The sequence below is a fragment of the Bradyrhizobium sp. SZCCT0231 genome (genome assembly GCF_018130245.1).
In the GTDB taxonomy this organism is placed as follows: domain Bacteria; phylum Pseudomonadota; class Alphaproteobacteria; order Rhizobiales; family Xanthobacteraceae; genus Bradyrhizobium; species Bradyrhizobium japonicum_F.
The window spans coordinates 1-22795 of sequence record NZ_JAFCKP010000022.1 but is presented as its reverse complement, the minus strand read 5'-3'; the positions used below and the strand labels follow the sequence as shown (position 1 = coordinate 22795).

At 65.3% G+C, this 22795-nt stretch carries 20 protein-coding genes; 10 read left to right on the top strand and 10 right to left on the bottom strand.

Annotated features, from left to right (window positions below):
- Positions 1–3: 3 nt before the first annotated feature.
- From JQ566_RS31150 to ugpB, 10 genes are all read right to left on the bottom strand, one after another.
- Positions 4–726, bottom strand: a complete 723-nt coding sequence (locus JQ566_RS31150; protein ID WP_212379519.1) for a GntR family transcriptional regulator — start codon at positions 724–726, stop codon at positions 4–6.
- Positions 723–1118, bottom strand: coding sequence for an oxalurate catabolism protein HpxZ (gene hpxZ / locus JQ566_RS31145; RefSeq protein ID WP_212379517.1), 396 nt, complete (start codon positions 1116–1118; stop codon positions 723–725). The genes JQ566_RS31150 and hpxZ overlap by 4 nt, the downstream gene beginning before the upstream one ends.
- A 12-nt stretch (positions 1119–1130) precedes the next feature.
- Positions 1131–2525, bottom strand: coding sequence for an AtzE family amidohydrolase (locus tag JQ566_RS31140; RefSeq protein ID WP_212379515.1), 1395 nt, complete (start codon positions 2523–2525; stop codon positions 1131–1133).
- 7 nt (positions 2526–2532) lie between these two features.
- Positions 2533–2712 carry a DUF4089 domain-containing protein gene (locus tag JQ566_RS31135; RefSeq protein ID WP_018316853.1) on the bottom strand — a complete coding sequence of 60 codons (180 nt, stop codon included), beginning with the start codon at positions 2710–2712 and terminating at the stop codon, positions 2533–2535.
- 26 nt (positions 2713–2738) lie between these two features.
- A complete protein-coding gene (locus tag JQ566_RS31130; protein ID WP_212379513.1) occupies positions 2739–4523 on the bottom strand; it encodes a dipeptide ABC transporter ATP-binding protein in 1785 nt (594 codons plus the stop codon).
- 106 nt (positions 4524–4629) lie between these two features.
- A complete protein-coding gene (locus JQ566_RS31125) occupies positions 4630–5529 on the bottom strand; it encodes an ABC transporter permease (protein ID WP_212379511.1) in 900 nt (299 codons plus the stop codon).
- Between the two features lie 2 nt (positions 5530–5531).
- A complete protein-coding gene (locus JQ566_RS31120) occupies positions 5532–6545 on the bottom strand; it encodes an ABC transporter permease (protein ID WP_212379509.1) in 1014 nt (337 codons plus the stop codon).
- Between the two features lie 111 nt (positions 6546–6656).
- Entirely contained in the window at positions 6657–8279 is a 1623-nt protein-coding gene (locus tag JQ566_RS31115) for an ABC transporter substrate-binding protein (RefSeq protein ID WP_212379507.1), read from the bottom strand.
- 352 nt (positions 8280–8631) lie between these two features.
- Entirely contained in the window at positions 8632–9573 is a 942-nt protein-coding gene (locus JQ566_RS31110; protein WP_212379505.1) for an aminoglycoside phosphotransferase family protein, read from the bottom strand.
- A gap of 159 nt (positions 9574–9732) precedes the next feature.
- A complete protein-coding gene (ugpB, locus tag JQ566_RS31105; protein ID WP_212379622.1) occupies positions 9733–11055 on the bottom strand; it encodes a sn-glycerol-3-phosphate ABC transporter substrate-binding protein UgpB in 1323 nt (440 codons plus the stop codon).
- Positions 11056–11259: 204 nt separating this feature from the next.
- Between ugpB and JQ566_RS31100 the strand changes: the two genes are divergently transcribed.
- From JQ566_RS31100 to JQ566_RS31055, 10 genes are all read left to right on the top strand, one after another.
- A complete protein-coding gene (locus JQ566_RS31100) occupies positions 11260–12255 on the top strand; it encodes a TRAP transporter substrate-binding protein (protein ID WP_212379503.1) in 996 nt (331 codons plus the stop codon).
- 6 nt (positions 12256–12261) lie between these two features.
- Entirely contained in the window at positions 12262–14340 is a 2079-nt protein-coding gene (locus tag JQ566_RS31095) for a sensor histidine kinase (protein ID WP_249139911.1), read from the top strand.
- Positions 14310–16055, top strand: a complete 1746-nt coding sequence (locus tag JQ566_RS31090; RefSeq protein WP_212379501.1) for an ATP-binding response regulator — start codon at positions 14310–14312, stop codon at positions 16053–16055. The genes JQ566_RS31095 and JQ566_RS31090 overlap by 31 nt, the downstream gene beginning before the upstream one ends.
- Before the next feature lie 10 nt (positions 16056–16065).
- Entirely contained in the window at positions 16066–16803 is a 738-nt protein-coding gene (locus tag JQ566_RS31085; protein ID WP_212379499.1) for a response regulator, read from the top strand.
- Positions 16804–17229: 426 nt separating this feature from the next.
- Positions 17230–17841, top strand: coding sequence for a sigma-70 family RNA polymerase sigma factor (locus JQ566_RS31080; RefSeq protein WP_100236098.1), 612 nt, complete (start codon positions 17230–17232; stop codon positions 17839–17841).
- 373 nt (positions 17842–18214) lie between these two features.
- On the top strand, positions 18215–18913 hold the full coding sequence (locus tag JQ566_RS31075; protein ID WP_212379497.1) for a cytochrome c biogenesis CcdA family protein: 699 nt from the start codon (positions 18215–18217) through the stop codon (positions 18911–18913).
- A 31-nt stretch (positions 18914–18944) separates the two neighbouring features.
- Positions 18945–19508 (top strand): thioredoxin family protein, encoded by a 564-nt coding sequence (locus JQ566_RS31070; protein ID WP_212379495.1) that lies wholly within the window; start codon positions 18945–18947, stop codon positions 19506–19508.
- Between the two features lie 103 nt (positions 19509–19611).
- A complete protein-coding gene (locus tag JQ566_RS31065; RefSeq protein WP_212379493.1) occupies positions 19612–20586 on the top strand; it encodes a hypothetical protein in 975 nt (324 codons plus the stop codon).
- A 385-nt stretch (positions 20587–20971) separates the two neighbouring features.
- Positions 20972–21565, top strand: coding sequence for a L,D-transpeptidase (locus JQ566_RS31060; protein WP_212379491.1), 594 nt, complete (start codon positions 20972–20974; stop codon positions 21563–21565).
- An 84-nt stretch (positions 21566–21649) separates the two neighbouring features.
- Entirely contained in the window at positions 21650–22687 is a 1038-nt protein-coding gene (locus JQ566_RS31055; protein ID WP_212379489.1) for an amino acid ABC transporter substrate-binding protein, read from the top strand.
- Positions 22688–22795 lie beyond the last annotated feature (108 nt).

Below are 22795 nucleotides of genomic sequence, written 5' to 3'. Positions count from 1 at the left end.
GCGCTACACCGACACCGCGTAGATCTCGTACTCCCCGCGCACCAATTCGATATGCGCGCGCATCGCCGCGGCGGCGCCCTGCTTGTCGCCGCGCATGATGGCGACGACGACGCGGTCGTGCTCGGCCTGCGATTTGGCCAGACGGCCGAGGTTGCGGAACTGGGCACGGCGGAACGGCTGCACGCGCACGCGCGTCGCCAGCGTGATCTCGGCGATATAGCCGTTCTGCGAGCCCGCATAGATCGTGTTGTGGAAGCGCTCGTTGACCTCGTGGAAGCGCTCGGGATTGCCGGCGTAGCTCAAGAGCCGCAGCTCCTCGTGGACGGCCTCGAGCGCATGGCGCTCGGCCGGCGACATGCGTTCGGCGGCGAGGCCTGCGCACAATGCCTCGAGCTCCGCCATCGCCTCGAACATGCCTTTCAGCCGCTCGACGGATGGCTGCGCCACCACAGCGCCGCGGTGAGGCCGCGCCTCGACGAGGCCGCTCGCCACCAGCTGGCGCAGCGCCTCGCGCACCGGGGTTCGCGAGACGTTGAAGCGCCGCGCAATGTCGGTCTCGTCCAGCGGCGAGCCCGGCGCCAGGGTTCCCCGCACGATCTCGTCGGCAAGCTGCAGGCGCAGCTCCTCGGCGCGCGTGACCTTCTGCAGCGACGGCAGCGCGCGGTCAACGCGGGGCACCACCGGCTCGGCCGGCAGTGTCCCAGGCGGAAGATCGTCAAGCGTCATACGGTCTCTTTCGGCTCGTCGATGATGCTGACATGGGCCGCGACGACGCGCCAGCCCTCCGGGAAACGAATCCACGTCTGCATCTGCCGGCCGACCTTGCCGGGCGCCGAGTCGCGATAGAACAAGGTGGAGGCGACGGCCGTGTCGCGGCCGTAGCTGCTGATGACCGTCTTGGCGGTGCGGCGGTTCAGCCCGACCGGCGAGCGCGCGGCGCGGAAGCCGCTTATCGCCTCATAGCCATAGAGGTTCTCGCCGATGCCGTAACGCAAGGTGCGGGGATCGTTGCGGAACAGCTCGCCGAGCACAGCGACGTCGTTGCTGACGAGGGCCTGCTCATAGCGGTCGAACGCGGCTTTGACTTCCGCGATCACGTCGGGGAGATCGATCTCCATCTCAGAATCCTCTCAAAGCCCCCTCGGCGCGGGCGCAGCGACGACGCCCATCTTCTCCAATGCGTGCGCGACACGCAGCGCGATGTCCTCGCGCCATGGCGCGCAAATGATCTGCACGCCGATCGGCAGCGGCTCGAGCGGAACCGGCACCGCAACGACGGGCAGGCCGATGAAGGAGATCGGCTGGGTGTGGATGCCGATATTGGCGCGCACCGGCAGCTCGACGCCGTCGAGATTGAAGTTGACCTGGCCGAGTTTGGGCGCGGTGCAGGGCGTCGCCGGCGCCAGCAGCACGTCGACCGATTTGAAGATCTCGGCAAGCTGTGCGCGATACCAGCGGCGGAATTTTTGCGCGCGGTCGACCAGCGCTGCCGGAACCATGGCGCCCGCGATCAGCCGGTCGCGCACGGCCGGATCAAAGTCGTTCGGGCGCTTGCGCAGGCGGTCGAGATGTAGCGAAGCGCCTTCGGTGGTGGTGATGACGTAGGCGGCGGCGCGGGCGCGCGAGGCTTCGGGGATATCGATCACTTGCGTCGCGCCAAGCGCCTTGGCAACGCGGCTGACGGCTTCGACCGCTTCCGGAAACACGTTCTTCTGGAAGTGCCCGCCGGCGATCGCAACGCGCAAGGTGGAGATGGATTCGCCGAGCAGCGGCGTGACGGGTTCGACATCGCGCGTGGTGCAGGCACCGTCGTCGGCATCCGGTCCCTGCATCACGTCATAGGCGAGCGCGAGATCGGTGACGGAGCGCGCGAACGGGCCGAGATGATCGAGGCTCGCCACGAACGGGAACGAGCGTGCGCGCGACAGCCGGCCATAGGTCGGCTTCAGGCCGAAGATGCCGCAGAAGGACGACGGCACGCGGATCGAACCATTGGTGTCCGAGCCGAGCGCGATCGGCACCAGCGCACCGCCGACGGCGCTGCCCGAGCCGCCCGACGAGCCGCCGCTCATCCGCGTGGTGTCGTGAGGATTGCGCGAGGGGCCGTCGTGGATGTTCTCGCCGGTGAAGTCGTAGGCATACTCGCCCATGTTGAGCGCGCCGACGAGGACGGCGCCGGCCACTTCCATCCGCTCGATCAGAGTCGCGTCGCGCTTGGCCGGCGCGAGATCGCGGTTGATCTTCGAGCCGGCGCGCGTCGGGAGCCCAGCTACGTCGAAGAGGTTCTTCACCGCGAAGGGCACGCCGGCGAGCGGGCCGACGGCCTTGCCCGCGGCGATGTCAGCATCGATCGCGCGCGCCTTCGTACGGGCACGTTCGGCGGTGACGTCGGTGAAGGAATTGAGGATGGTGTCGTGCTGCTTGATGCGTGCGAGCGCGGCTTCGGTGGCGGCGAGCGCGGACAATTGGCCGCCGGCCACCGCTTTGGCGATGTCGGCCGCGTTCATCTCTGGCTTGGTGGTCATCGCAACATCAGGCCGTGAAGATCGGCGCCGGCTCGGTTTCGTCCGGCAGCGCGAATTCGTCGACGAGGCGGGCGAGCCGCAGCGAGACTTCGAGATTGGCGCGCACCGCCGGTCTCCAGGCCTCCTCGACCGGCAGCGCCAGCGCTTTCGATACGGCGTCGATATAGTCGTCCAGGGGTTCGGCCATCACGCTCTCAAACAATCAGTGTACTCTCAGTGTACCTGCAACGGCGGATGCGGGATCGCCGTCAGCAGCTCCTTGGTGTAGTCGTCCTTGGGATCGCTGAGCACCTGCTCGGAAGAGCCTTCCTCGACGATTCGACCGGTCCGCATCACAATGACACGATCGCACAACAAGCGCACCACATTCAAATCATGCGAGACGAACAGATAGCTCATACCTAGCCGCGCCTTGAGGTCCTGAAGCAGATTGAGGACCACGGCCTGGACCGAGACGTCCAGCGCTGCGGTCGGCTCGTCCAGGATGACCAGCTTGGGATGCAGGGCGATGGCACGGGCGATGCCGACGCGGGCCTTCTGGCCGCCGGACAATTGGTGCGGGAAGCGGTCGAGCAGATTGTGCGGCAGGCCGACCATGGTGGCCAGCTCCTCGCAGCGGGCGCGGAGCGCGTCGCGCCCCCTGATGTCGCCCAATTGCATGATCGGGTCGGCAATGGCGCGCGCGGCGGTGAAGCGCGGGTTGAGGCTGTCGGTCGGATCCTGGAACACCATCTGGATGCGGCTGCGCTGCGGCAGCCGGGCGAAGGCGGCAGGCTGGATGCCGCCGATGTCCTCGCCGTCGAACTGGATCAGGCCGGAGGTCTGATCCAGGAGCCGCATCACCATCATCGACGTGGTCGATTTGCCGCAGCCGGATTCGCCGACGAGGCCGACGCTCTCCCCATGGCCGATCGCAAAACTGATGCCGTCGACGGCGCGGAACACGTCCGGCTCCACCGGCGGCTTGCGGCTGAACAGTTTTCCGAGCACGGCGGTGGCGCCCTGGCGGGGGTATTCCTTGACGAGCTTGTCGATGAGGAGGAGGGGTGTCTTCTCCCTCTCCCCGCTTGCGGGGTCGCGACGAGCTTCGCTCGCGCTGGGAGCGTCGGGGTGAGGGAGACTCTCCGCGAGCACGGTGCTGGGAGAGTCCCCCTCACCCGCCGCACTCGTATCTTCTTCCGGCAGCAGATCCCGCAAGTTCACCCCGAGCCGCGGCGTCGCGCGCATCAGCTTCTTGGTATAGGGGTGCTGCGGGTTGGCGAAGATGTCGGCGGCCTTGGCGGTCTCGACGACGCGGCCCTTCTCCATCACCACGACGCGGTCGCAATAGGCGGCAGCCAAGCCGAGATCGTGGGTGATCAGGATGGTCGACATCGCGCGGCGTTTCGTCAGCTCGACGATCAGGTCCATCACCGCCTTCTGTGTGGTGACGTCCAATCCAGTCGTCGGCTCGTCCGCGATCAGCAGCTGCGGATTGCAGGCGAGCGCGAGCGCGATGACGACGCGCTGGCACATGCCGCCTGACAGCTCGAACGGATAGGCGTGATAGCGCTCGCGCGGGCGGGCGATCTTGACTTGCTCCAGCGCCTCGATCGCCTTCTCGCCGTGATCGGCGACTTGGGCCTGCTGCACATGGGTGCGCAGCACGTCCTCGATCTGGTCGCCGACTTTGCGGATCGGGTTGAGCGCCGCACGCGGGTTCTGGAAGATCATCGAGACTTCGCGGCCGCGCAGGTCGCGCATCTGGTCTTCGGTCGCGGCCTTGACGTCGATGCCGGAGAACATCACCGAGCCCTCGGCGATCCGCCCGGCGCGATCGAGGATGCGCATCACCGCGTAGGAGGTCACCGACTTGCCGGAGCCGGACTCGCCGACGATCGCAAGCGTCTCGCCCTTGGCCACGGAGATGTTGACGTGCTGCACGGCTTTGACGATGCCGCGGCGGGTGCTGAATTCGACGGTGAGGTCCTGGACGTCGAGCAGGGGCTGGGCGGTCATGGGCGGCTGCCGTCACTCATAAGCTCGAAAACAACCCCATGCACAGTAGAAATGAGATTGAAATCATTGGAGAATTTCTGCGGCGAATTTGGACCAGGGCCACTCATCACGTCCTCCGCTGGGGGTCGACGATGTCGCGCAGGCCGTCGCCGAGGAGGTTGAAGCAGAACACGGCGATCATCAGGGCAAGGCCGGGGAAGAGCGCGATCCACCATTCGCCCGACACCATGAAGCCCGCGCCTTCGGCGACCATGATGCCCCATTCGGCGGTTGGCGGGCGGACGCCGAGGCCGATGAAGGACAGGCCCGCGGCATTGAGGATGGCGTAGCCCATGGTCAGCGACATCTGCACGATCATGATCGGCATGATGTTCGGCAGGATGTGCACCAGGAGGATGCGGAACTCGCCGTTGCCGGATAGCCGCGCGGCCTGCACGAAGCCTGCATTGCGGCGGACATTGGCTTCGGCGCGCGCGACGCGGGCATAGAGCGGGAAGTTCACGATGGCGGTGGCGAGGATGATGTTCTGCACGGTGTTGCCGAGCGCGGCGACGATGCCCATGGCGAGCACGAACAGCGGGAAGGCCATGATGGTGTCGGCGATGCGGCCGACGATGCGATCGGTCCAGCCGCCGAAATAGCCTGCCGCGATGCCGGCGAGGCCGCCCATCAAAAACACCAGCACGACCGAAGCGATCGCGATGAAGAAATCGAGGCGCGTGGCGACGATGACGCGGCTGAAGATGTCGCGCCCCAACTGGTCGGTGCCGAACCAGTGCGCCGCCGACGGCGGTTTCAGTGCAGCGGCGGTGTCGGACGCGAGCGGATCGTAGGGCACCACGTAGGGACCGAACAGCGCGGCGAAGACGATGATCAGGAGCAGCGCGAAGGCGAAGCCCGTGACCTTGTTTTCGCCGAGAACATAGCGGGTCTGTTCGAGCACCGCTGATAGTCCCGACGTGCGGGCGGGTCCGACAGGTTCAACAGCAGGCGCAACCGAGCTCATGATTAGCCCTCCAACCGCACGCGCGGATCGATCACGCCGTACAGAATGTCGATCACGAGATTGAGCAGCACATACATGACCGCCATGGTCAGCACGAAACCTTGCACCGGCGCGAAGTCCGACGAGATCAGCGCTTCCACCGCATAGGAGCCGATGCCGGGCCAGGCGAACACTTTCTCGACCAGCACGTTGGCCCCTAACAGGAACGAGAACACCATGCTGAGCGTGGTGATCACCGGGAGCATCGCGTTGCGGAAAGCGTAGGTGACGATGACGGTCGCCGGCGACAGGCCGCTGGCGCGCGCGGTGCGGACGAATTCGCTCGCGAGCACCGCCAGCATCGAGGCGCGCGTCATGCGCGCGATCGGGGCCAGCGAGAAGACCGCAAGCGTCGTCGCGGGCAGGATCAGCTGGCTCAGGGCCGAGCGGAATGCCTCGACATCGCGCGCGATCAGGGTGTCGATCAGATAGAAGCCCGTCACCGTCGGCGGCGCGCTGTAGAACACGTCGAGCCGGCCGAGCGGCGCCGGCGACCAGCCGAGCCGGAAGTAGAAGATATAGACCAGCACGAGGCCGGTGAAGAACACCGGCAGCGAGACGCCGGCCGTCGTCGTGACCCGACAGAGATGGTCGATCCATGATCCCGGCCGTGTCGCTGCCAGCACGCCGAGCGGAATGGCGATCGCGATCGAGACGAAGAGGCCGAGCAGCGTCAGCTCGGCGGACGCCGGCAGGCGATTGCGGATCTCGGTCGCGACAGGCTGGCCTGTCGTCAGCGAATTGCCGAAATCGCCATGGGCGAGATCGTTGGTGTAGCGGAAGAACTGCTCGATCAGCGGCTTGTCGAGACCGAGCTTCTTGCGGATCTGCTCGACGGCCTCCTTGGTCGCGGCGGGGCCGGCGAAGTATGCGGCGGGATCACCCGGCAGCGCGCGCGTCAGCAGGAAGGTGACGATGACGACGCCGATCAGCGAGGGTATCGCGAACATCAGGCGCTTGCCGATCATGGTCAGCATGGTGCTCGCTCCGCTCGCGCGAATGGCGAATAGCGAGTGGCGAATGGATATTCGCACCTGTCGGCCATCACGTCCCCCTATTCGCTATTCGCCACTCCCTATTCGCTTTCCTCACCCCTTCGCCATCGCGCGATAATCGAGCCTCCGGTGGAACCAGTATTGATAGCCGCTGATGTTCTTCTGCATCGCGACGTTGACGAAGGGCTGGTAGAGCGGGATGCGCGGGACGTCGGTGAAGGCGAGATCGACGAAGCCCTTCACATCCTTGTCGTAGGTCGCGGTGTCGCCGGTCGCAGCCGCCGTGCGCGCGCCGTCGATGAACTTGTCCATCTCCGCCGACTTGTAGCTCATGGTGTTGAAGACGGAATTGTTGCCGTGATAGCACCAGTAGAAGAAGTACTCGGGGTAATCGAGCCAGCCCGAGAACACGTTGGTGAAGAGCGGCATCTCCTTCTTGTTGAGCTCGGTGCGCCAGTTGGCGCCGGGCACCTTGTTGATGGTGGCCTTGATGCCGAGCTGGGCGAGGCTCTCCTGCACCAGCACGCAGAGCGGCTCGTTGACGCCGGCGAAATTGAGGTCGAACGAGATCGTGGTCTCGAAGCCGTTGGCGTAGCCGGCCTCGCGAAGCAGCGCCTTCGCCTTCGCCATGTCGGTGTTGTATTTGTGCGGCTGCGGCCAGGCGACCTCCGTGGCCTTGTCCTTGGGCGCGCCGAACATGGGATTGCCGAGCCCGAACAGCACGGCGTCCATGATCTTCTGGTACGGCAGCGCATAGGCGATGGCCTGCCGCACTTTCGGATTGTCGAACGGCGGCTTGGTCACGTTCATGCCGATATACTGGATGCCGTTGGAGAACGGCAGCGACACCACGTTGAGCTTGCCGCTCGCCTTCATCTCCTGAAAGTCCTTGAACGGCAGCTCGTAGGAGATGTCGGCATCGCCGCGCTCGAGCAGCGCACGGCGGTTGCCGGCCTGCGGCACCATGCGCCAGATCACGCGCTTGATCTTCGGCAGGGGCCCGCCGACCCAATCATCGTTGCGCTCCATCACCACTTCGGTGCCGGCGGTCCATTTCGTCACCTTGTAGGCGCCGGAGCCGGCGGTCTGCTGCTTGGTGAATTCGAGACCCCACGGATCCTTCTCGCTGGCGTTCTTCTTGACGAGCTCCGAATTGACGATGCAGGGCACGATCACGGCGAGGTCGGGGATGGTCAGCCTGTCCTTCTTCAGGAAGTCGACGCGCACGGTGTGATCGTCGATGACGACGAACTGCTCGGCCTTGGTCAGCGAGCCCGCGCTCATCTGGAAGGTCGGGAAGCCGCCGACGCTGACGGCGCGGTCGAGCGACCATTTCACGTCCTTCGCAGTGACAGGCGCGCCGTCGTGGAATTTGGCGTTCTTCTTCAGCTTGAAGGTGACCGACATGTCGTCGATCTTGAAGTCCTCGGCGAGCTCGCCCTTGAACTTGTCGCGGTCGTAATACGGCACGCCGCCGGGACCGCTCTTCATCTCGTGGCTGATCAGCCGGTCGTAGCAATTCCAGGACACCTCATAGCCGGGCACGTTGGTGCCGACGCCGTGGATGTCGAGATTGTTGGGGCCGCCTTCCGAGACGATCAGCAGCGTCTCCGAGCGCGCATCGGCCTTGGCCGAGGAGATCACTGACGGCACGGCCGGAAGCGCCGCACCAGCGGCCAACCCGGAAACGGATTTGAGGAAATCGCGGCGCTTCATGAAATCGCTCCAACACAAAGGTTTCTGGTTGGAACCGGATTCGCAAGGTTCGTGCCAAGGCTTAATGAGCGGTTACGATCAAGGTAAGATCCTGAGACCACTTATGAAATGTCGATCTAGGTGCGTGCGCGGTCGTCGTCGCGGCCACGGCATTGCATACAAAGATGCATATTTGCTTATTTAATGAGCTTACTTGGAGAGGCGCCCGCCCAATAAGCATGGTTGTCATTCCGGGGCGATGCGCAGCATCGAGCCCGGAATCCATCGGGCGGCAGAACGCGCGGGACAATGGATTCCGGGCTCGTCGCTGCGCGGCGCCCCGGAATGACGGCGAGAGGTGGAGCGCGAGCGCTCACCCCGCCCAGATCAGCTCCTGCAGCTCGACGAGATCATTCGCCTGGTCCTGCCAGCCCTCGATACAGATGTGGCTGTTGAGGTCGCTGGCGCGGTGCAGCAGCATCAGGGCCATCAGGCGGCGCTTCAGCGCGAAATCCAGCTTTGCATAGCCGAAGCCTTCGAGCAGGCTCTTCACCCTGCCCGGCCGGCCCGCGGCCATGAAGGCGCTGGGGCCGAGCAAATCGTAATCGCGCCATCCCGCCAGGACATCGCCGAAGTCGAACAGACCGGCAAGCGACCATTGACCGTCGTCGCAGGCGAGCAAGAAGTTCTCGGGAATGTATTCGCCGATCAGGATCACCGGCGGTGCGTCCTTCGGAATGAGCCCTGCGGCATCGCGCAGGAGGTCATCGAGGCCGGCGAGGAATTTCGGCGCAAGCCCGAGGCGCTCATGCCGCGCCCTGCAGCCCTGCATCTGCCGCCGCATGAACTCGTCCCAGCGCGGCTCGATTGTAGCGAGCGGTCCGAGCGGGGCACGCTGCACAGCGGCGATGGTCTCGCCGATCTGGCGCAGCAGGCGCTCCTTCTGGTCTTCCGGCAGGTGCGGCCACACCTCCGAGCCGAGCGTTCCGGCAAGGCGCGTGATGATCAGGTACGGCCAGCCGTTGCGCATCCCTTCCGCGACGATCTCGGGAATCGGCAAATGCAAGCGGCCGGCAAGCTGCGTCAGCGAGCCGCGCTCGGAGACGAATTGCGCACGCAACAGCGGCGGGAAGATTTTCAGGATCAGCTTCTCGCCGAGCCCGACCACGAGATTGGTGCCGGTCGCAAAGACGTGCGGGGCGCCGGCATCAAGACCGTGGCTGCGCGCGATGTCGCGCGCGATCGGCAACCAACGTGAGGGAGCAGTGCGAAAGGCGCGGAAGCTCTCCGCGTCGGTGAGGTGAGGGAGCGTCATCGGCGTCGCAACCCAATTGCATTTGAGTCCGTCATGCCCGGGCTTGTCCCGGGCATCCACGTTCTTCGTGCTGTGGCCAAGGCGTGGATGGCCAGGACAAGCCCGGCCATGACGCTGTGGAAGGATCTTGCCCTCTCAAGCCGAGCCTCTCGCCCACTGCTACCGTTCCGGACTTGCGCGCTCGAACTGGCGCAGCAGCTTGTTGCCGCGCTCGACGGCGGAATCGAGCGCTTTCTGCGCGCTCTTGTGTCCGGCGAAGGCCTGTTCGAGCTCGTCCTCGATCGCGCCGCGGATCAGGACGAAGGAGCCGAGCCGGATGCCCTTGGAGTTCTCCGTCGGCGGATTGAGCGTGATCTGCTCGAACGAGATCGCCGAGCCCGGATTGCGCTCGTAGAATCCTTGAGCGCGCGTCAGCTCGAAGGCGGCGCGGGTCACAGGGAGATAGCCGGTGTTCTGGTGCCAGGCGGCCTGCACGCCGGGCTGCGACAGGTAGGCGAAGAACCGCGCCACGCCGTTGTATTCCTCGCGGGGACGGTCGCGCAGCACCCACAGCGTGGCGCCGCCGATGATCGAGTTCTGCGGCGCGCCCTTCACGTCCGGCCAATACGGCATCATGCCGTAGCCAATCTCGAATTTCGAATTCGCTCTTATGTCGGCGCGCGTCGCCGAGGAGCCGATGAACATGCCGCATTCACCGTTCTGGAAGCGCGGCTCGGCCGACTGGCCGCGGCCGCTATAGTCGAACAGTTTTGTCTTTTGCCATTCGGCGAGCTGGGTGACGTGTTTGACGAGAGGCGGATTGTTGACGGTCAACTCCGCATCGAGGCCAGCAAAGCCGTTCGCGCGCGTGGCCAGCGGCAGATTGTGAAACGCCGAAAAATTCTCGACATGGATCCAGGACGGCCAGGAGGTGGTGAAGCCGCAAGGTGCGCCACGATCGCGCAGGCGCTTGGCGGCCGCCCCCAATTCCGGCCAGGTCTTCGGCGGCGCCTCGGGATCGAGGCCGGCGTCGCGGAACATGGTCTTGTTGTAATAGAGGATCGGCGTCGAGGAGTTGAACGGGAAGGACAGCAGATTGCCGGCCGCATCGGTGTAATAGCCGGAGACCGCGGGCAGATAATCATTGAGCGAGAACGGCGCACCCTGGTCCCGCATCAGGCTGAACACCGGATAGATCGCGCCCTTGGCCGCGGTCATGGTGGCGGTGGCGACCTCGTTGACCTGGACGATCGCCGGCTGGCTGCGCGAGCGGAAGGCGAAGATCGCGGCCGTCACCGTCTCGGTGTAATTGCCCTTGTAGGCGGGCACGATGCGGTAATCGGGCTGCGAGGCGTTGAAATCGGCGGCGAGCTTGTCCAACTGCCGGCCGAGCTCGCCGGACATGGCGTGCCACAACGCAATGTCGGTGGCGGCGCGCACCGGGGCGGCCAATGAGAGCGCCGCAAGGACGGCAACGAGCTGCAAAAGGCGCAAGGCTGACATCAGGATGGCTCTTCCCAGGCCGCGGTCGACAAGGCGGCTGTCCTGCTTAAGGCGCTGCATCTGCGGTTTCAACCGGGAATGAACGCCGGCCGCGCCGCACAATCATCCCGCGGACCGCGCGCGGGATGGCCTTCCCTTTACCATCTGCTAGATTGCATTGAACCTTTTCCTTCCGCCATAGACTCCACCACTGAGGGGTTGAGTGTGCCAGTGCTGAGCCGTGCCGAACTCTCGCGGACCGGGGTGATCTTCGTCGCGCTTCTGCTTGCCGTCTGGACGACGGGCGGCGTTGCGCGCGAATTTCGCGCCGCCGATACCCAGACCGAGGATTACCCGACGGTCCAGGCGCTGCGCTACATGGGCGCCCTGATCGCCGAGCACACCAAGGGCCGGCACGAGATCAAGGTGTTCCACTCCCGTCAGCTCGGCGAGGAAAGGGAGACCATCGAGCAGACCCGGGCCGGCGCGATCGATCTCAACCGGACCAACGTGGCGCTGATCGGCAATTTCGTTCCCGCGATGAACGTGCTCGCCATGCCGTTCCTGTTCCGGTCCATCGAGCACATGCAGAAGGTGCTGGACGGACCTGTTGGCAGCGAGATCCTCGGCAGCTTCGAGCCCTACGGCTTCGTCGGGCTCGCCTTCTACGATTCGGGCGCGCGGTCGATCTACAACGGCGTCCGCCCGGTCCGGAGCGTCGCGGATCTCAAGGGATTGCGGATCCGGGTGCAGCAGTCGGAGTTGATGAGCCAGATGATCCGCTCGCTCGGCGCCGAACCGGTCGAGATGCCCTATGGGCAGGTGCTCACCGGGCTTGCCAACCATCTGATCGACGGCGCCGAAAACAACTGGCCATCCTTCATGACGACGGACCATTACAAGCATGCCGGCCATTACACGCTCACCGAGCACACGATGAGCCCGGAGGTGCTGGTGATCTCGCTCAAGGCCTGGAAAAGCCTGTCGGCGGAGGAGCAGACGATTTTCAAGGAGGCCGCGCAGCGCTCCAGCCGGTTCATGCGCGAGAAGTGGCGCGACCTCGAGGAGCAGTCGCAGCGCAAGGCGCAGGAAGCGGGCGTGACCATCATCAAGGACGTCGACCGCAAGCCGTTCGAGGACGCCATGGCCGCAATCTACGCCAAGGCCGGACGCGATCCTGCGGCGGCCGCGCTGATCGAACGCATTCGCAAGGTGGAGTGAGGCCCGTTGGCTGCGCTTGGACATAGCGAACACGCGGACAGGCCGCCCGGCCCGATCGGGCAGCTGCGCGCGCGTCTCGTCGGCGTGCTGCGGGCGGTGCCGATCCGCTGGCGCATCCTGTCGATCGCGGCGCTGAACTCTGCCGTGGTGATGGTGCTGGTGGGAATGATCTGGAACGGCGCGCAGGTGCTCGGCTCGGCCTGGGACGACGTGCGCCAGGTGCGCGAGTCCGACCGGATCCTGGCGCTGCTCGAAAGCGAGACCGGGCGGCTGCAGAACCTGATCCACCGCTACATCAACCAGCCGAGCCCGGACCTGTTCGCGGAGATCCTGCTACTGCGCGAGGCGGTGCTGGGCACGCTGACCGGCCGCGCAGCCAAGGACCCGATGCTGTCGGGCTCGGTCGAGGAGCTGGAGCGCACTACCGACCGCTTCCTCAACGGCTTCGGCGAGCTGCGCAGCGTGCAGGCGACCATCGCCAAGACCTATGAGGAGCAGGTGCAGGGCCCGGCCAGGGACATGGCCGGCCTCTACTCCATCATCGAGGGCGCCACCGGCCATCGCGACGCGCTGATCTGGCCGTCGCTCGGCAAGTCCCGCGAGGCCTTTACCGCGATGCTGGTCGCGGCCAATTCCTATTATCTGTCGCAGTCATCGGGCGCGGCCGACGACGCGCGCCGCCACACCGAGACGATCGAGAGGACCATTCCGGTCATGATCGATCTCGCCGACAACGACCTCCAGAGGATGGCCTTGCGGCGGCTCGCGGCGCGGACCATGGCGCTGCGGGAGGGTTTTGCAAAGCTCTCCGAGCAGCTGGCGAGCCGCACCGAGCTGCTCCGCAACACCATCGATGCCAGCCAGGCCGAGGCAATCGGCGCCATCGACGACCTCTCCACCAAGATGCGCCAGCGCGAGCAGAAGGCGCAGGAGACCTTCGACCGCACGCTGGCCGACATTTCCCGCCGGGTGCTGTCGATCGCGGTGATCTTTCTCGGCATCATCCTCACCGCGGGTGTGCTGATCGCGCTGTCGATCCGCCTGCCGCTGCAGCAGATCATGGCGGCGATGCGCGCGATCACGCTCGGTGACCTCGACCGCGAGGTGCAGGGCACCAAGGCACGCGACGAGGTCGGCGCCATGGCGCGCGCGGTGGAAGTGTTCCGCGAGAACGCGATCGCCAAGCGCGAGACCGAGGACGAGTTGCGCGCCTCCAAGGAAAAAGCCGAGAGCGCACTGCTCGAGCTCAACACGGCGCAGCAGAACCTGATCGATGCCGAGCGGCTCGCCGCGCTCGGCGGCCTCGTCGCCGGCGTCGCGCACGAGGTCAACAACCCGATCGGCATCAGCCTCACCGTTGCCTCGAGCTTTGCCCGGCGCACCGAGATCTTCGAGGCTCAGCTCAAGGGCGAGGGCGGCCTGCGCCGCTCGCAGCTGGAAGAATTCGTGCAGTCCTCGCGCGACGCCTCGCAGCAGCTCGTCGCCAACCTCCAGCGCGCCGGCGAGCTGATCCAGTCGTTCAAGCAGGTCGCGGTCGACCGCTCGCATGCCGAGCGGCGGCAGTTCAGCTTAAGCGAGGCCACCGACCAGATCATCGCCAGCCTGCGCCCGGTGCTGAAGCGCTCGCCGATCACGCTGGAGGTCGACGTGCCCGAGGGGCTGCTGCTCGACGGCTATCCCGGCTCCTACGGCCAGATCCTGACCAACCTCTTCCTCAACGCCGCAAATCACGCCTTCGCCGACGGGCGCGCCGGCACGATCTCGATCTCGGCGCGGCCGCGCGGGACCGAGGACATCGAGATCAGCTTCGCCGATGACGGGGCCGGCATGACCCCCGACGTGCAGCGCCAGGCCTTTGACCCTTTCTTTACCACCCGGCGCAATGAAGGCGGCACGGGACTTGGCCTGCATATCGTCTATAACCTCGTCACCCAGCAGCTCGGCGGCCGCATGATGCTGGAATCCAAGCTGGGACAAGGCACTACTTTTCGCATTATCATGCCCCGGGTCGCCAAGGGCGGCGCGCAAAGCACAGAGACTGACGGGACTTCTCAATGGCCGAACAGGACGATGTCCTCCACCTGATCGACGATACCGGTACCGCGTCGGAGGAGAGTAACGCCCGAAAATGGAAGATCGCCGTCATCGATGACGATCCGGCCGTGCATGACGGCACCCGTTTTGCGCTGTCGGACTACAGCCTCAACGGCCAGAGCCTTGAGATTCTGTCGGCCTATTCCGCGGCGGAAGGCCGCAAGCTGATGGCCGAGCACGGCGACATCGCCGCCGTGCTGCTCGACGTCATCATGGAGACCGACGTCGCCGGCCTCGAGCTGGTCGAGTTCATCCGCAACGAGATCCGGAACGAGACCGTGCGCATCATCCTGCGCACCGGCCAGCCCGGCCAGGCGCCGGAGCGGCGCGTGATCGTGCAATACGACATCAACGACTACAAGGCCAAGACCGAGCTCACCGCCGACAAGCTGTTCACCTCGCTGACCGCGGCGCTGCGCTCCTATCAGCAGCTCGAGCGCATGGTGCAGACACGGCGCGGGCTGGAGATCATCATCGACGCCGCCTCGACGCTGTACGACTTCAAGTCGATGCAGCGGCTCGCCGAGGGCGTGCTGACCCAGCTTGCTTCGCTGCTCAACGTCGATTGCGCCGGCATCCTGGTGCTGCGCGACAATGGCGGCACCGATCCCGAGCTGTCGGTGCTCGCCGGCAGCGGCTGCTACAGCCGCTTCATCGGCACCACCTCCTCGAAGGCGCTCGACCCCGAGCTGCGCGAGATGGTGGAGGCCGCGTTTCAGCGCCGCAAGAACGAATTCGCCGACCACCGCAGCGTGATCTATTTGCGCACCGGATCCGGCCGCGAGGTCGTGGTGCTGCTGCAGGCCGAGCGCGAGCTGTCGGAGACCGACCGCTCGCTGGTCGAGATCTTCTCCTCCAGGCTCTCGATCGCCTTCGACAACGTGATCCTCTACCAGCAGCTGCAGGACGCCAACGCGCAGCTGGAGGACCGCGTCGCGCAGCGCACCCGCGCGCTGATGCAGGCCAACCGCCGGCTCTCGGCGCAATGGCTGCGGCTGCAGCGCGCCAACGGCTTCAAGAACGAGATTCTGGGCACGGTCGCGCACGACCTCAAGAACCCGCTCGGCGTCATCCTCGGCCGCACCGAGATGCTGAAGGAGCTGATCTCGACCGGCGCATCGATGGGCGGCGTGGTCGCCCAGGTCGACCACATCCGCGACGCCACCAAGCGCCTGACCACGATGGTAGACCACCTGATCTCGGATGCGATGGCCGATGCTTTCGACATCACCATCCGCCGCGAGCCGGTCGACGTCGCGGCCCTGGTCAAGGAGGTCGCCGAGGCCAACCAGCCGCTCGCGGTCAACAAGCAGCAGGCGATCAGCGTCACCGCGCCGCCCAACATCACCACCATGTGCGACACCGACCGCATCCGCGAGGCGATCGACAATCTCATCAGCAACGCCATCAAATACTCGCCGATCGGCGGCAAGATCGGGGTCGCCGTCACCCATGAGGGCAGCGACACCATCGTCCGCGTCAGCGACGAGGGCGCCGGCCTGTCGCCGGAGGATCTCGGCCGCCTGTTCGGCCGGTTCCAGCGGCTGTCCGCCAAACCGACCGCCGGCGAGAGCTCGACGGGGCTTGGGTTATCCATCGTCAAGCGTATCATCGACATGCATGGCGGCGACGTGACCGCCGACAGCGAGGGCCCCGGCAAGGGCTCGACCTTCACCATCACCCTTCCCGCGACCGAGATGCCGTGATCTGAAGCCCATGACCCAAAGCCAGCACATCATGATCGTCGACGATGAGGCCCCGGCCCGGGAGATGGTCGGCGATTACCTCAAGATGCACGGCTTCACGGTGACGCTGTGCGACGGCGGCAAGTCCTTGCGCGCCGCGATCCAGGGCAGCATGCCCGATCTCGTCGTGCTCGACCTCAACATGCCCGAGGAAGACGGGCTCTCGATCATCCGCGACCTCAAGAGCCGCATCAACGTGCCTGTCATCATGCTGACGGCGACCGCGAGCCCGATCGACCGCGTCGTCGGGCTCGAGCTCGGCGCCGACGACTACGTGGCAAAGCCGTGCGAGCTGCGCGAGCTGATGGCGCGCATCCGCTCGGTGCTGCGGCGGAGCGGGCCGGCCAAGGCTGCTACGCAGGACGCATCGGCGGCGAAATCGGACAAGGACCAACTGGTGCGCTTCGGCACCAAATGGCTCGATCTCGAAGCGCAGGCCTTGCGCGACGACGAGGGCAACGAGCATCCGCTGACGGCGTCCGAGTTCGGGCTGCTCAAGGTGTTCGCGGCCAATCCGAAACGCGTGCTGTCGCGCGAGCGCCTGCTGGAATTGGCCAATGCGCGCGACGCCGAGGCCTTCGACCGCGCCGTCGATCTCCGCATCATGCGCATTCGCCGCAAGATCGAGCCCGACCCGGCCAAGCCGGCGGTGATTCGCACCATCCGCGGCGGCGGCTATCTGTTCTCGCCGGCGGGCGAGAAGGCGTAGGGGCGCGCGGCGCAGACAGGTGCTGTAGGGTGGGCAAAGCGAAGCGTGCCCACCATTCCTTCGATAATTGCGAGAGATCGTGGGCACGGCGCTTTGCGCCTTTGCCCACCCTACGAGACCGGCATCTTGACTGCGCGCGCCTCGGGACGACAGGGGTGCGTGTGGCGCGACCGAACGCAAATCGCCGAGATTCGTTCCGTGGCACCTCCGCGCGGCGGCCCCCAAATCCCCGCCCCGTATTTTCCGCACATTGAAACTCCACGGCTTTTTGCCTCGAATGTTTCGTCGCGCCCCTTTCGACGAAACAATTTGGCGGCGCACGAAACCATTTTCCGCTTTTCGTGCAGACGTCCCGAAACGTTGGCTGATTAACACTTTGGTCCAAGGAAACGCCGCTCGGTTGCGGCGCTACGGGGAGCCAAGTCCATGCGGAACGTCATTGCCATCAACGCCCAAGCCAGCCAGAGCATCATTGCCGCTCAGGCGACCTCGGACGACATGCTGCTCGAAAGCATCGCCGACGGCAACCGGACCGCCATGCACATCCTTTATTGCCGGCACAATGTGCGGGTGTATCGCTTCATCCTGCGCATCGTGCGCGACGCCACCACGGCGGAAGACCTGGTCAGCCAGGTGTTTCTGGACGTGTGGCGGACCGCCGGCCAATTCCAGGGCCGCTCGCAGGTCTCGACCTGGCTGCTCTCGATCGCCCGCTTCAAGGCGCTGACCGCGATGCGCCAGCGCCGCTTCGAGGACATCGACCAGGAAGACGTGCGCCAGATTCCGGACGGTTGCGACACGCCGGAGACCTCGCTCGACCGCAGCGACACCAGCGCCATCCTGCGCGCCTGCGTGCAGAAGCTGTCGCCGGCGCATCGGGAGATCATCAACCTCGTCTACTACCACGAGAAGTCGGTGGAGGAGGTCGGCCAGATCATCGGCATCCCCCAGAGCACGGTGAAGACGCGGATGTTCTACGCCCGCAAGCAGCTGGCCGATTTGCTTAAGGGCGCCGGCGTCGACCGTTTCGCCGCGTAAGGATAATGATTTCAAAGGGATAGGGCCGAAGTTCTGGTCCCATCCCAGGACACGGAAGCGTTACCGCTGACGAAACAATTGAAACAAACGACAACATCAGGCGGAAAAACTTCCCCCCTATAAAGCTCCCATACGGTTTCGTTAAACCTCCCAAGACCTCCAGCGACCCGGACGATGCCCCCGTCCGGGTCGTTTTGTATTTGGGGGCCAGGCTCTTGCCGCGGGCCCCCGCTAGCGGGGGAGGGAGCGCACCGACTGCGGAGCCGGCACAGTGCTCTGCCAAACAGTAAGCCCCCTCACGAAAGCGTGACGCCGCGTAACGATCCGCGCCTCCATCCCGAACAGCCCTCGTGACCTCCCTCACGAGTGCCTCATGCTCGAACTGCTGTTCGCTCTCCTCGCCGGCATCCTCACCATTGCCGCGCCCTGCACGTTGCCGATGTTGCCGATCCTGCTCGGCGCCTCGATCGGGCGCGCGGGGCATCTGCGACCCGCGATGATCGCGCTCGGCTTCGTCATGTCCTTCTCCGCAGTCGCATTGCTGCTCGGTGCGATCACGCGGGCATTCGATTTCGATCCGAACGTGCTGCGCGAAGCCGCATCGATCCTGCTGCTCGGCTTCGGCCTGTTGATGCTGTGGCCGGCCCCGTTCGAATGGTTGTCGATCCGGCTCAATGGCTGGCTCGATCTCGGCAGCTCAGGCGGCGCGCAGCGCGAGGGCGCGCTCGGCGGGCTCGTGCTCGGCACCACGCTGGGGCTGGTCTGGACACCCTGCGCAGGACCGGTGCTCGGCTCGATCCTGACGCTGGTGGCGACGTCGAAAAACGTTGCCTGGGCCGGCACGCTGCTGGTCGCCTACGCCATCGGTGCTGCGATCCCGATGCTGGGAATAGCCTATGGCGGACAGGCCGCGACCACGCGCGTGCGCAGCCTCGCGCGCATCTCGCCACGGCTGCAGCAGGGCTTTGGCGTGGTCGTGATCGGCTTCGCGGTCGCCGCCTATTTCCAATACGACACGCTGATCGTGGCGTGGCTTACCGCCTTCTACCCCACCGGCCGGATCGGCCTGTGATCACCCCTCATCTTCACCGGAGGACGCTTCCATGACTCTCAAACTGCTCGCAATGTCTGCTGCACTGATCGGCATCACCGTCACCGGCGCCGTCATCCCCGGCATCTGCGACGAGGCCGCGCGCGCCGCGCCGATCACCGTCGCCGCGGCGAGCCAGCAGGCTGCGCCCGATTTCACCGGCATCACCAACTGGTTCAACTCGAAGCCGCTCAGCATGGCCGACCTCCGCGGCAAGGTCGTGCTGGTCGACTTCTGGACCTATGGCTGCGTCAACTGCGTCAACACGCTGCCGCACGTCACCGACCTCTATGCCAAGTACAAGGACCGGGGTCTCGTCGTGGTCGGCGTGCACACGCCGGAATTCCCGTTCGAGCGCTCGGCCGCCAACGTGCAGGCCGCGCTGAAGCGCCACGGCATCACCTATCCGGTGGCGCAGGACAACGATTCCAGGACCTGGAACGCCTATCGCAATCAATACTGGCCGGCGCAATACATCATCGACCAGACCGGCAAGATCGTGTTCCAGCACGCCGGCGAAGGGGCTTACGACCAGATCGACCGCACCGTGGCAAGGCTGCTCAACGCCAGCAGCTGACGCCGCGCGGCCGTCGCGGGGCGGGTTTCAGTTGTCGCCCTTGTTGCTTGACTCCACGGACCCGTCCGTGGAGTTTCGCGAGCGACGCAATCAGCCGCCCGCAATGGACGACACGCCCAGCCATAGCGACATTCGCCTTCGTGAAGGCTCCTCGATCGCGCAGCGGCTGATCGTGGCCGGCTCTGCGGCCGCCGTTGCGCTCTGCTTCACGCCGGGCCTATTCACGCAAGACACGCTGGAAATCATCATATCGGTGGTGGCGCTGTTGGTTGGCGCCGGGTTCGTCGTCGGCATCATGATGGCGCCGGCGGTGGTGTGGATCATCACGCCTGATGAGATCCTGATCGGGCATCAGCGTCCCTTTGGAAAGCTCCGCACGCGGATCGTCGGGAAGGACGACATCGCGGGGTTACAGGTCCCCGGCAGCAAGAGGGTGAAAGCCCGCTTTCAACTCGTCTTCACGCTTGTCTCGGGGGAGCGCCTGACCTCGCCGCCGATCTCTGATGTCACCCATGTTCGTGACACGGTCGCCCGGGTCGCGACGCAGTTCGAGGTTCCCAATGTCGAGGAGCCCGTCAATCCGCTCGATGCCAGCAATCCCGAGATGCATCTCGGCGAGCCTCTCGAGGCGTTTTCCGCGCGGGACATCCGCATCGTCGCGCTGATCGCCGTGGCGTTGTCCGCCGTGCCTTACGCCTACAAGCTCTGGCGTGGCCTCTCCCCCAGCCATGTCGATATCCTGTTGCTGCCGCTCGGTGCGATCGCTGCATTCGCCGTCTATCGCTACGCCAACCTCGCCACCGGCGCCTTCTGGATCATCCGGCAGAACGATATTCGCGTTGAGCGCCTGTGGGGCGACGGCAGCCTGCGCGCCGACCATATCGAGGGGCGCAACGTGAAGGCGATCACGGTCGAGCGCCGTGGCCGCTCCGAGGACGAGCACTGCATCGTCTCGATCCGGCTGCATTCGGGACCACGGTTTCGCAGCCCCCGCATCGGGTCGAGGCTGGAGGCACGCGCGGTGGCGGCCGAGATCGTCCGGCGGCTCGGAATCGCGGCGGGGAGCAACAACATCTGAAGCAAAGTGGCTTCGAGTAGGACTCGATTGGCGCGGCGGGCTCCCTTAGCCTCTCCCGCTTGCGGGAGAGGCCGACGCGACTGGGCGATGCGGAGCATCGTCCCGCGCGGCGGGTGAGGGTTCTCTCCTCTGGGGGAGTATCCCATTGCGGAGATACCCTCTCCCCGACCCTCTCCCGCAAGCGGGAGAGGGAGCGCAGTACCACCTCGGCCACGAACACTGCTTTTCGCGCCATCCCCTGTTCGTGGCATTGCCCCGGCCCCGTCAAAAAACCAAAGCATTCTCGTGACATGCCAGGACGGCGCGCCATCAACTTGCCATGAACTTGCCCCTCAGGTTTGATGGATCCGAATGATTTGCGCTGTGGCAGCGGGGAGAGCTTGAAATGACGGATTATCGTCGCCTGACGGGGGCGTTCATCACGGCCCTGAGCCTGGTTCTGACCACCTCATACGCCTTCGCCCAGCAGCCCGATCGCGGCGACGAGCCGGGCCTGGTCGCGGACGATGCCTACCAGCTCGAGCCGGAATGGCAGAAGCAGGTCGTCTACTTCCGCACCACGGAAGCGCCGGGCACCATCATCGTCTCGACCGCCGAACGGCACCTCTATCTGGTGCAGCCCGGCGGCCGCGCGATCCGCTACGGCATCGGCGTCGGCCGCGACGGTTTTCAGTGGCAGGGGCTGGTGACCATCACCAACAAGAAGGAGTGGCCGGACTGGACGCCGCCGCCGGAGATGATCCAGCGCCAGCCCTATCTGCCGCGCTTCATGGCCGGCGGTCCCGGCAATCCGCTCGGCGCCCGCGCCATGTACCTGGGCACCACGGTCTACCGCATCCACGGCACCAACCGTCCTGACACGATCGGCACCAAGGTGTCCTCGGGCTGCTTCCGTCTCGTCAACAACGACGTCGCCGATCTCTACGATCGCGTCCCTGTCGGGACCAAGGTCGTCATCCGGCAGAAGCCCGAACTCTAAGGGCTATGGTTTGAGCATGATCGCACCGATCATGCTCCGGCCCCTCCCAATTCCTTTTCCCGAGACTTTCGAGAGAGAGACATCATGCGTACTTTTCGTGGCGGCCTGCTGATCGGGCTCGCGGTCGCCGTGCTGGTCGGCGCCCTCGCCATCATCTATGAATTCTACGACACCCGCACCCTGAAGCGCACCGTTCGCCGCGGCGAAGTGCTGTGCGGCGTCAACAAGGGCCTGCCTGGCTTCTCATACTCGGAAGACAACAAGAACTGGACCGGCTTCGACGTCGATTTCTGCCGCGCGGTCGCCGCGGCGATCTTCAACGATCCGGGCAAGGCGAAATTCATTCCGCTCGACGCCGGCGAGCGCTTCAGGGAATTGCAGAGCCGGAAGGTCGACATCCTCTCGCGCAACTCGACCTGGAGCATGGCGCGTGAGCTCGACTACGATCTCTATTTCCCTGCCGTCGCCTATTACGACGGCGCAGGCTTCATGCTGCCGCGTTCGCGCAACAAGGAGACCTCGCTGGACCTGACCGGCAGCAAGGTCTGCGTGCAGGCCGGCACCACGACGGCGCTCAACGTCGCCGATTACTTCCGCGCCAACAACATGAAATATGAAGAGGTCAAGTTCGATAACCTCAACGAGGTGGTGAAGGCCTACGACACCGGCAGGTGCGACACGCTCTCCGCCGACGTCTCGCAGCTCTACGCGCTGCGGATCAACCTGTCCAAGCCCGGCGACAACATGATCCTGCCGGACATGATCTCCAAGGAGCCGCTCGCCCCCGTCGTGCGCCAGCGTGACGACGACTGGATGATGATCGTGAAGTGGACGCTGTATGCGATGATCAACGCCGAAGAGCTCGGCGTCAGCTCGGAGAACATCGACGAGGCCCTGAAGTCGAAGAAGCCGGAAGTGATGCGCCTCGTCGGCACCGAGGGCAATTACGGCGAGCAGCTCGGCCTCACCAAGGACTGGGCCGCGCGCATCATCCGCCACGTCGGCAATTACGGCGAGATGTACGAGCGCAATATCGGCGAGAAGTCCAAGCTGAAGATCCCGCGCGGCATGAACCAGCTGTGGAACGCGGGTGGCGTGCAGTACGCCCCGCCGATGCGGTAGGCGGGGCGGTCTCTCCGCTGTCATTGCGAACTCGTAGATTCCATGGGCGGTGAGCGTGGCCTTTCCGATAGGTTTGGGTTTCCACACTCGAACCCACGGAGAGTCAGA

What these genes read in the sequence shown, in the direction of transcription:
- JQ566_RS31150 (WP_212379519.1), bottom strand. Translation starts at nt 726, where the DNA reads ATGACGCTTGACGATCTTCCGCCTGGGACACTGCCGGCCGAGCCGGTG.
- hpxZ (WP_212379517.1), bottom strand. Translation starts at nt 1,118, where the DNA reads ATGGAGATCGATCTCCCCGACGTGATCGCGGAAGTCAAAGCCGCGTTC.
- JQ566_RS31140 (WP_212379515.1), bottom strand. Translation starts at nt 2,525, where the DNA reads ATGACCACCAAGCCAGAGATGAACGCGGCCGACATCGCCAAAGCGGTG.
- JQ566_RS31135 (WP_018316853.1), bottom strand. Translation starts at nt 2,712, where the DNA reads ATGGCCGAACCCCTGGACGACTATATCGACGCCGTATCGAAAGCGCTG.
- JQ566_RS31130 (WP_212379513.1), bottom strand. Translation starts at nt 4,523, where the DNA reads ATGACCGCCCAGCCCCTGCTCGACGTCCAGGACCTCACCGTCGAATTC.
- JQ566_RS31125 (WP_212379511.1), bottom strand. Translation starts at nt 5,529, where the DNA reads ATGAGCTCGGTTGCGCCTGCTGTTGAACCTGTCGGACCCGCCCGCACG.
- JQ566_RS31120 (WP_212379509.1), bottom strand. Translation starts at nt 6,545, where the DNA reads ATGCTGACCATGATCGGCAAGCGCCTGATGTTCGCGATACCCTCGCTG.
- JQ566_RS31115 (WP_212379507.1), bottom strand. Translation starts at nt 8,279, where the DNA reads ATGAAGCGCCGCGATTTCCTCAAATCCGTTTCCGGGTTGGCCGCTGGT.
- JQ566_RS31110 (WP_212379505.1), bottom strand. Translation starts at nt 9,573, where the DNA reads ATGACGCTCCCTCACCTCACCGACGCGGAGAGCTTCCGCGCCTTTCGC.
- ugpB (WP_212379622.1), bottom strand. Translation starts at nt 11,055, where the DNA reads ATGTCAGCCTTGCGCCTTTTGCAGCTCGTTGCCGTCCTTGCGGCGCTC.
- JQ566_RS31090 (WP_212379501.1), top strand. Translation starts at nt 14,310, where the DNA reads ATGGCCGAACAGGACGATGTCCTCCACCTGATCGACGATACCGGTACC.
- JQ566_RS31085 (WP_212379499.1), top strand. Translation starts at nt 16,066, where the DNA reads ATGACCCAAAGCCAGCACATCATGATCGTCGACGATGAGGCCCCGGCC.
- JQ566_RS31080 (WP_100236098.1), top strand. Translation starts at nt 17,230, where the DNA reads ATGCGGAACGTCATTGCCATCAACGCCCAAGCCAGCCAGAGCATCATT.
- JQ566_RS31075 (WP_212379497.1), top strand. Translation starts at nt 18,215, where the DNA reads ATGCTCGAACTGCTGTTCGCTCTCCTCGCCGGCATCCTCACCATTGCC.
- JQ566_RS31070 (WP_212379495.1), top strand. Translation starts at nt 18,945, where the DNA reads ATGACTCTCAAACTGCTCGCAATGTCTGCTGCACTGATCGGCATCACC.
- JQ566_RS31065 (WP_212379493.1), top strand. Translation starts at nt 19,612, where the DNA reads ATGGACGACACGCCCAGCCATAGCGACATTCGCCTTCGTGAAGGCTCC.
- JQ566_RS31060 (WP_212379491.1), top strand. Translation starts at nt 20,972, where the DNA reads ATGACGGATTATCGTCGCCTGACGGGGGCGTTCATCACGGCCCTGAGC.
- JQ566_RS31055 (WP_212379489.1), top strand. Translation starts at nt 21,650, where the DNA reads ATGCGTACTTTTCGTGGCGGCCTGCTGATCGGGCTCGCGGTCGCCGTG.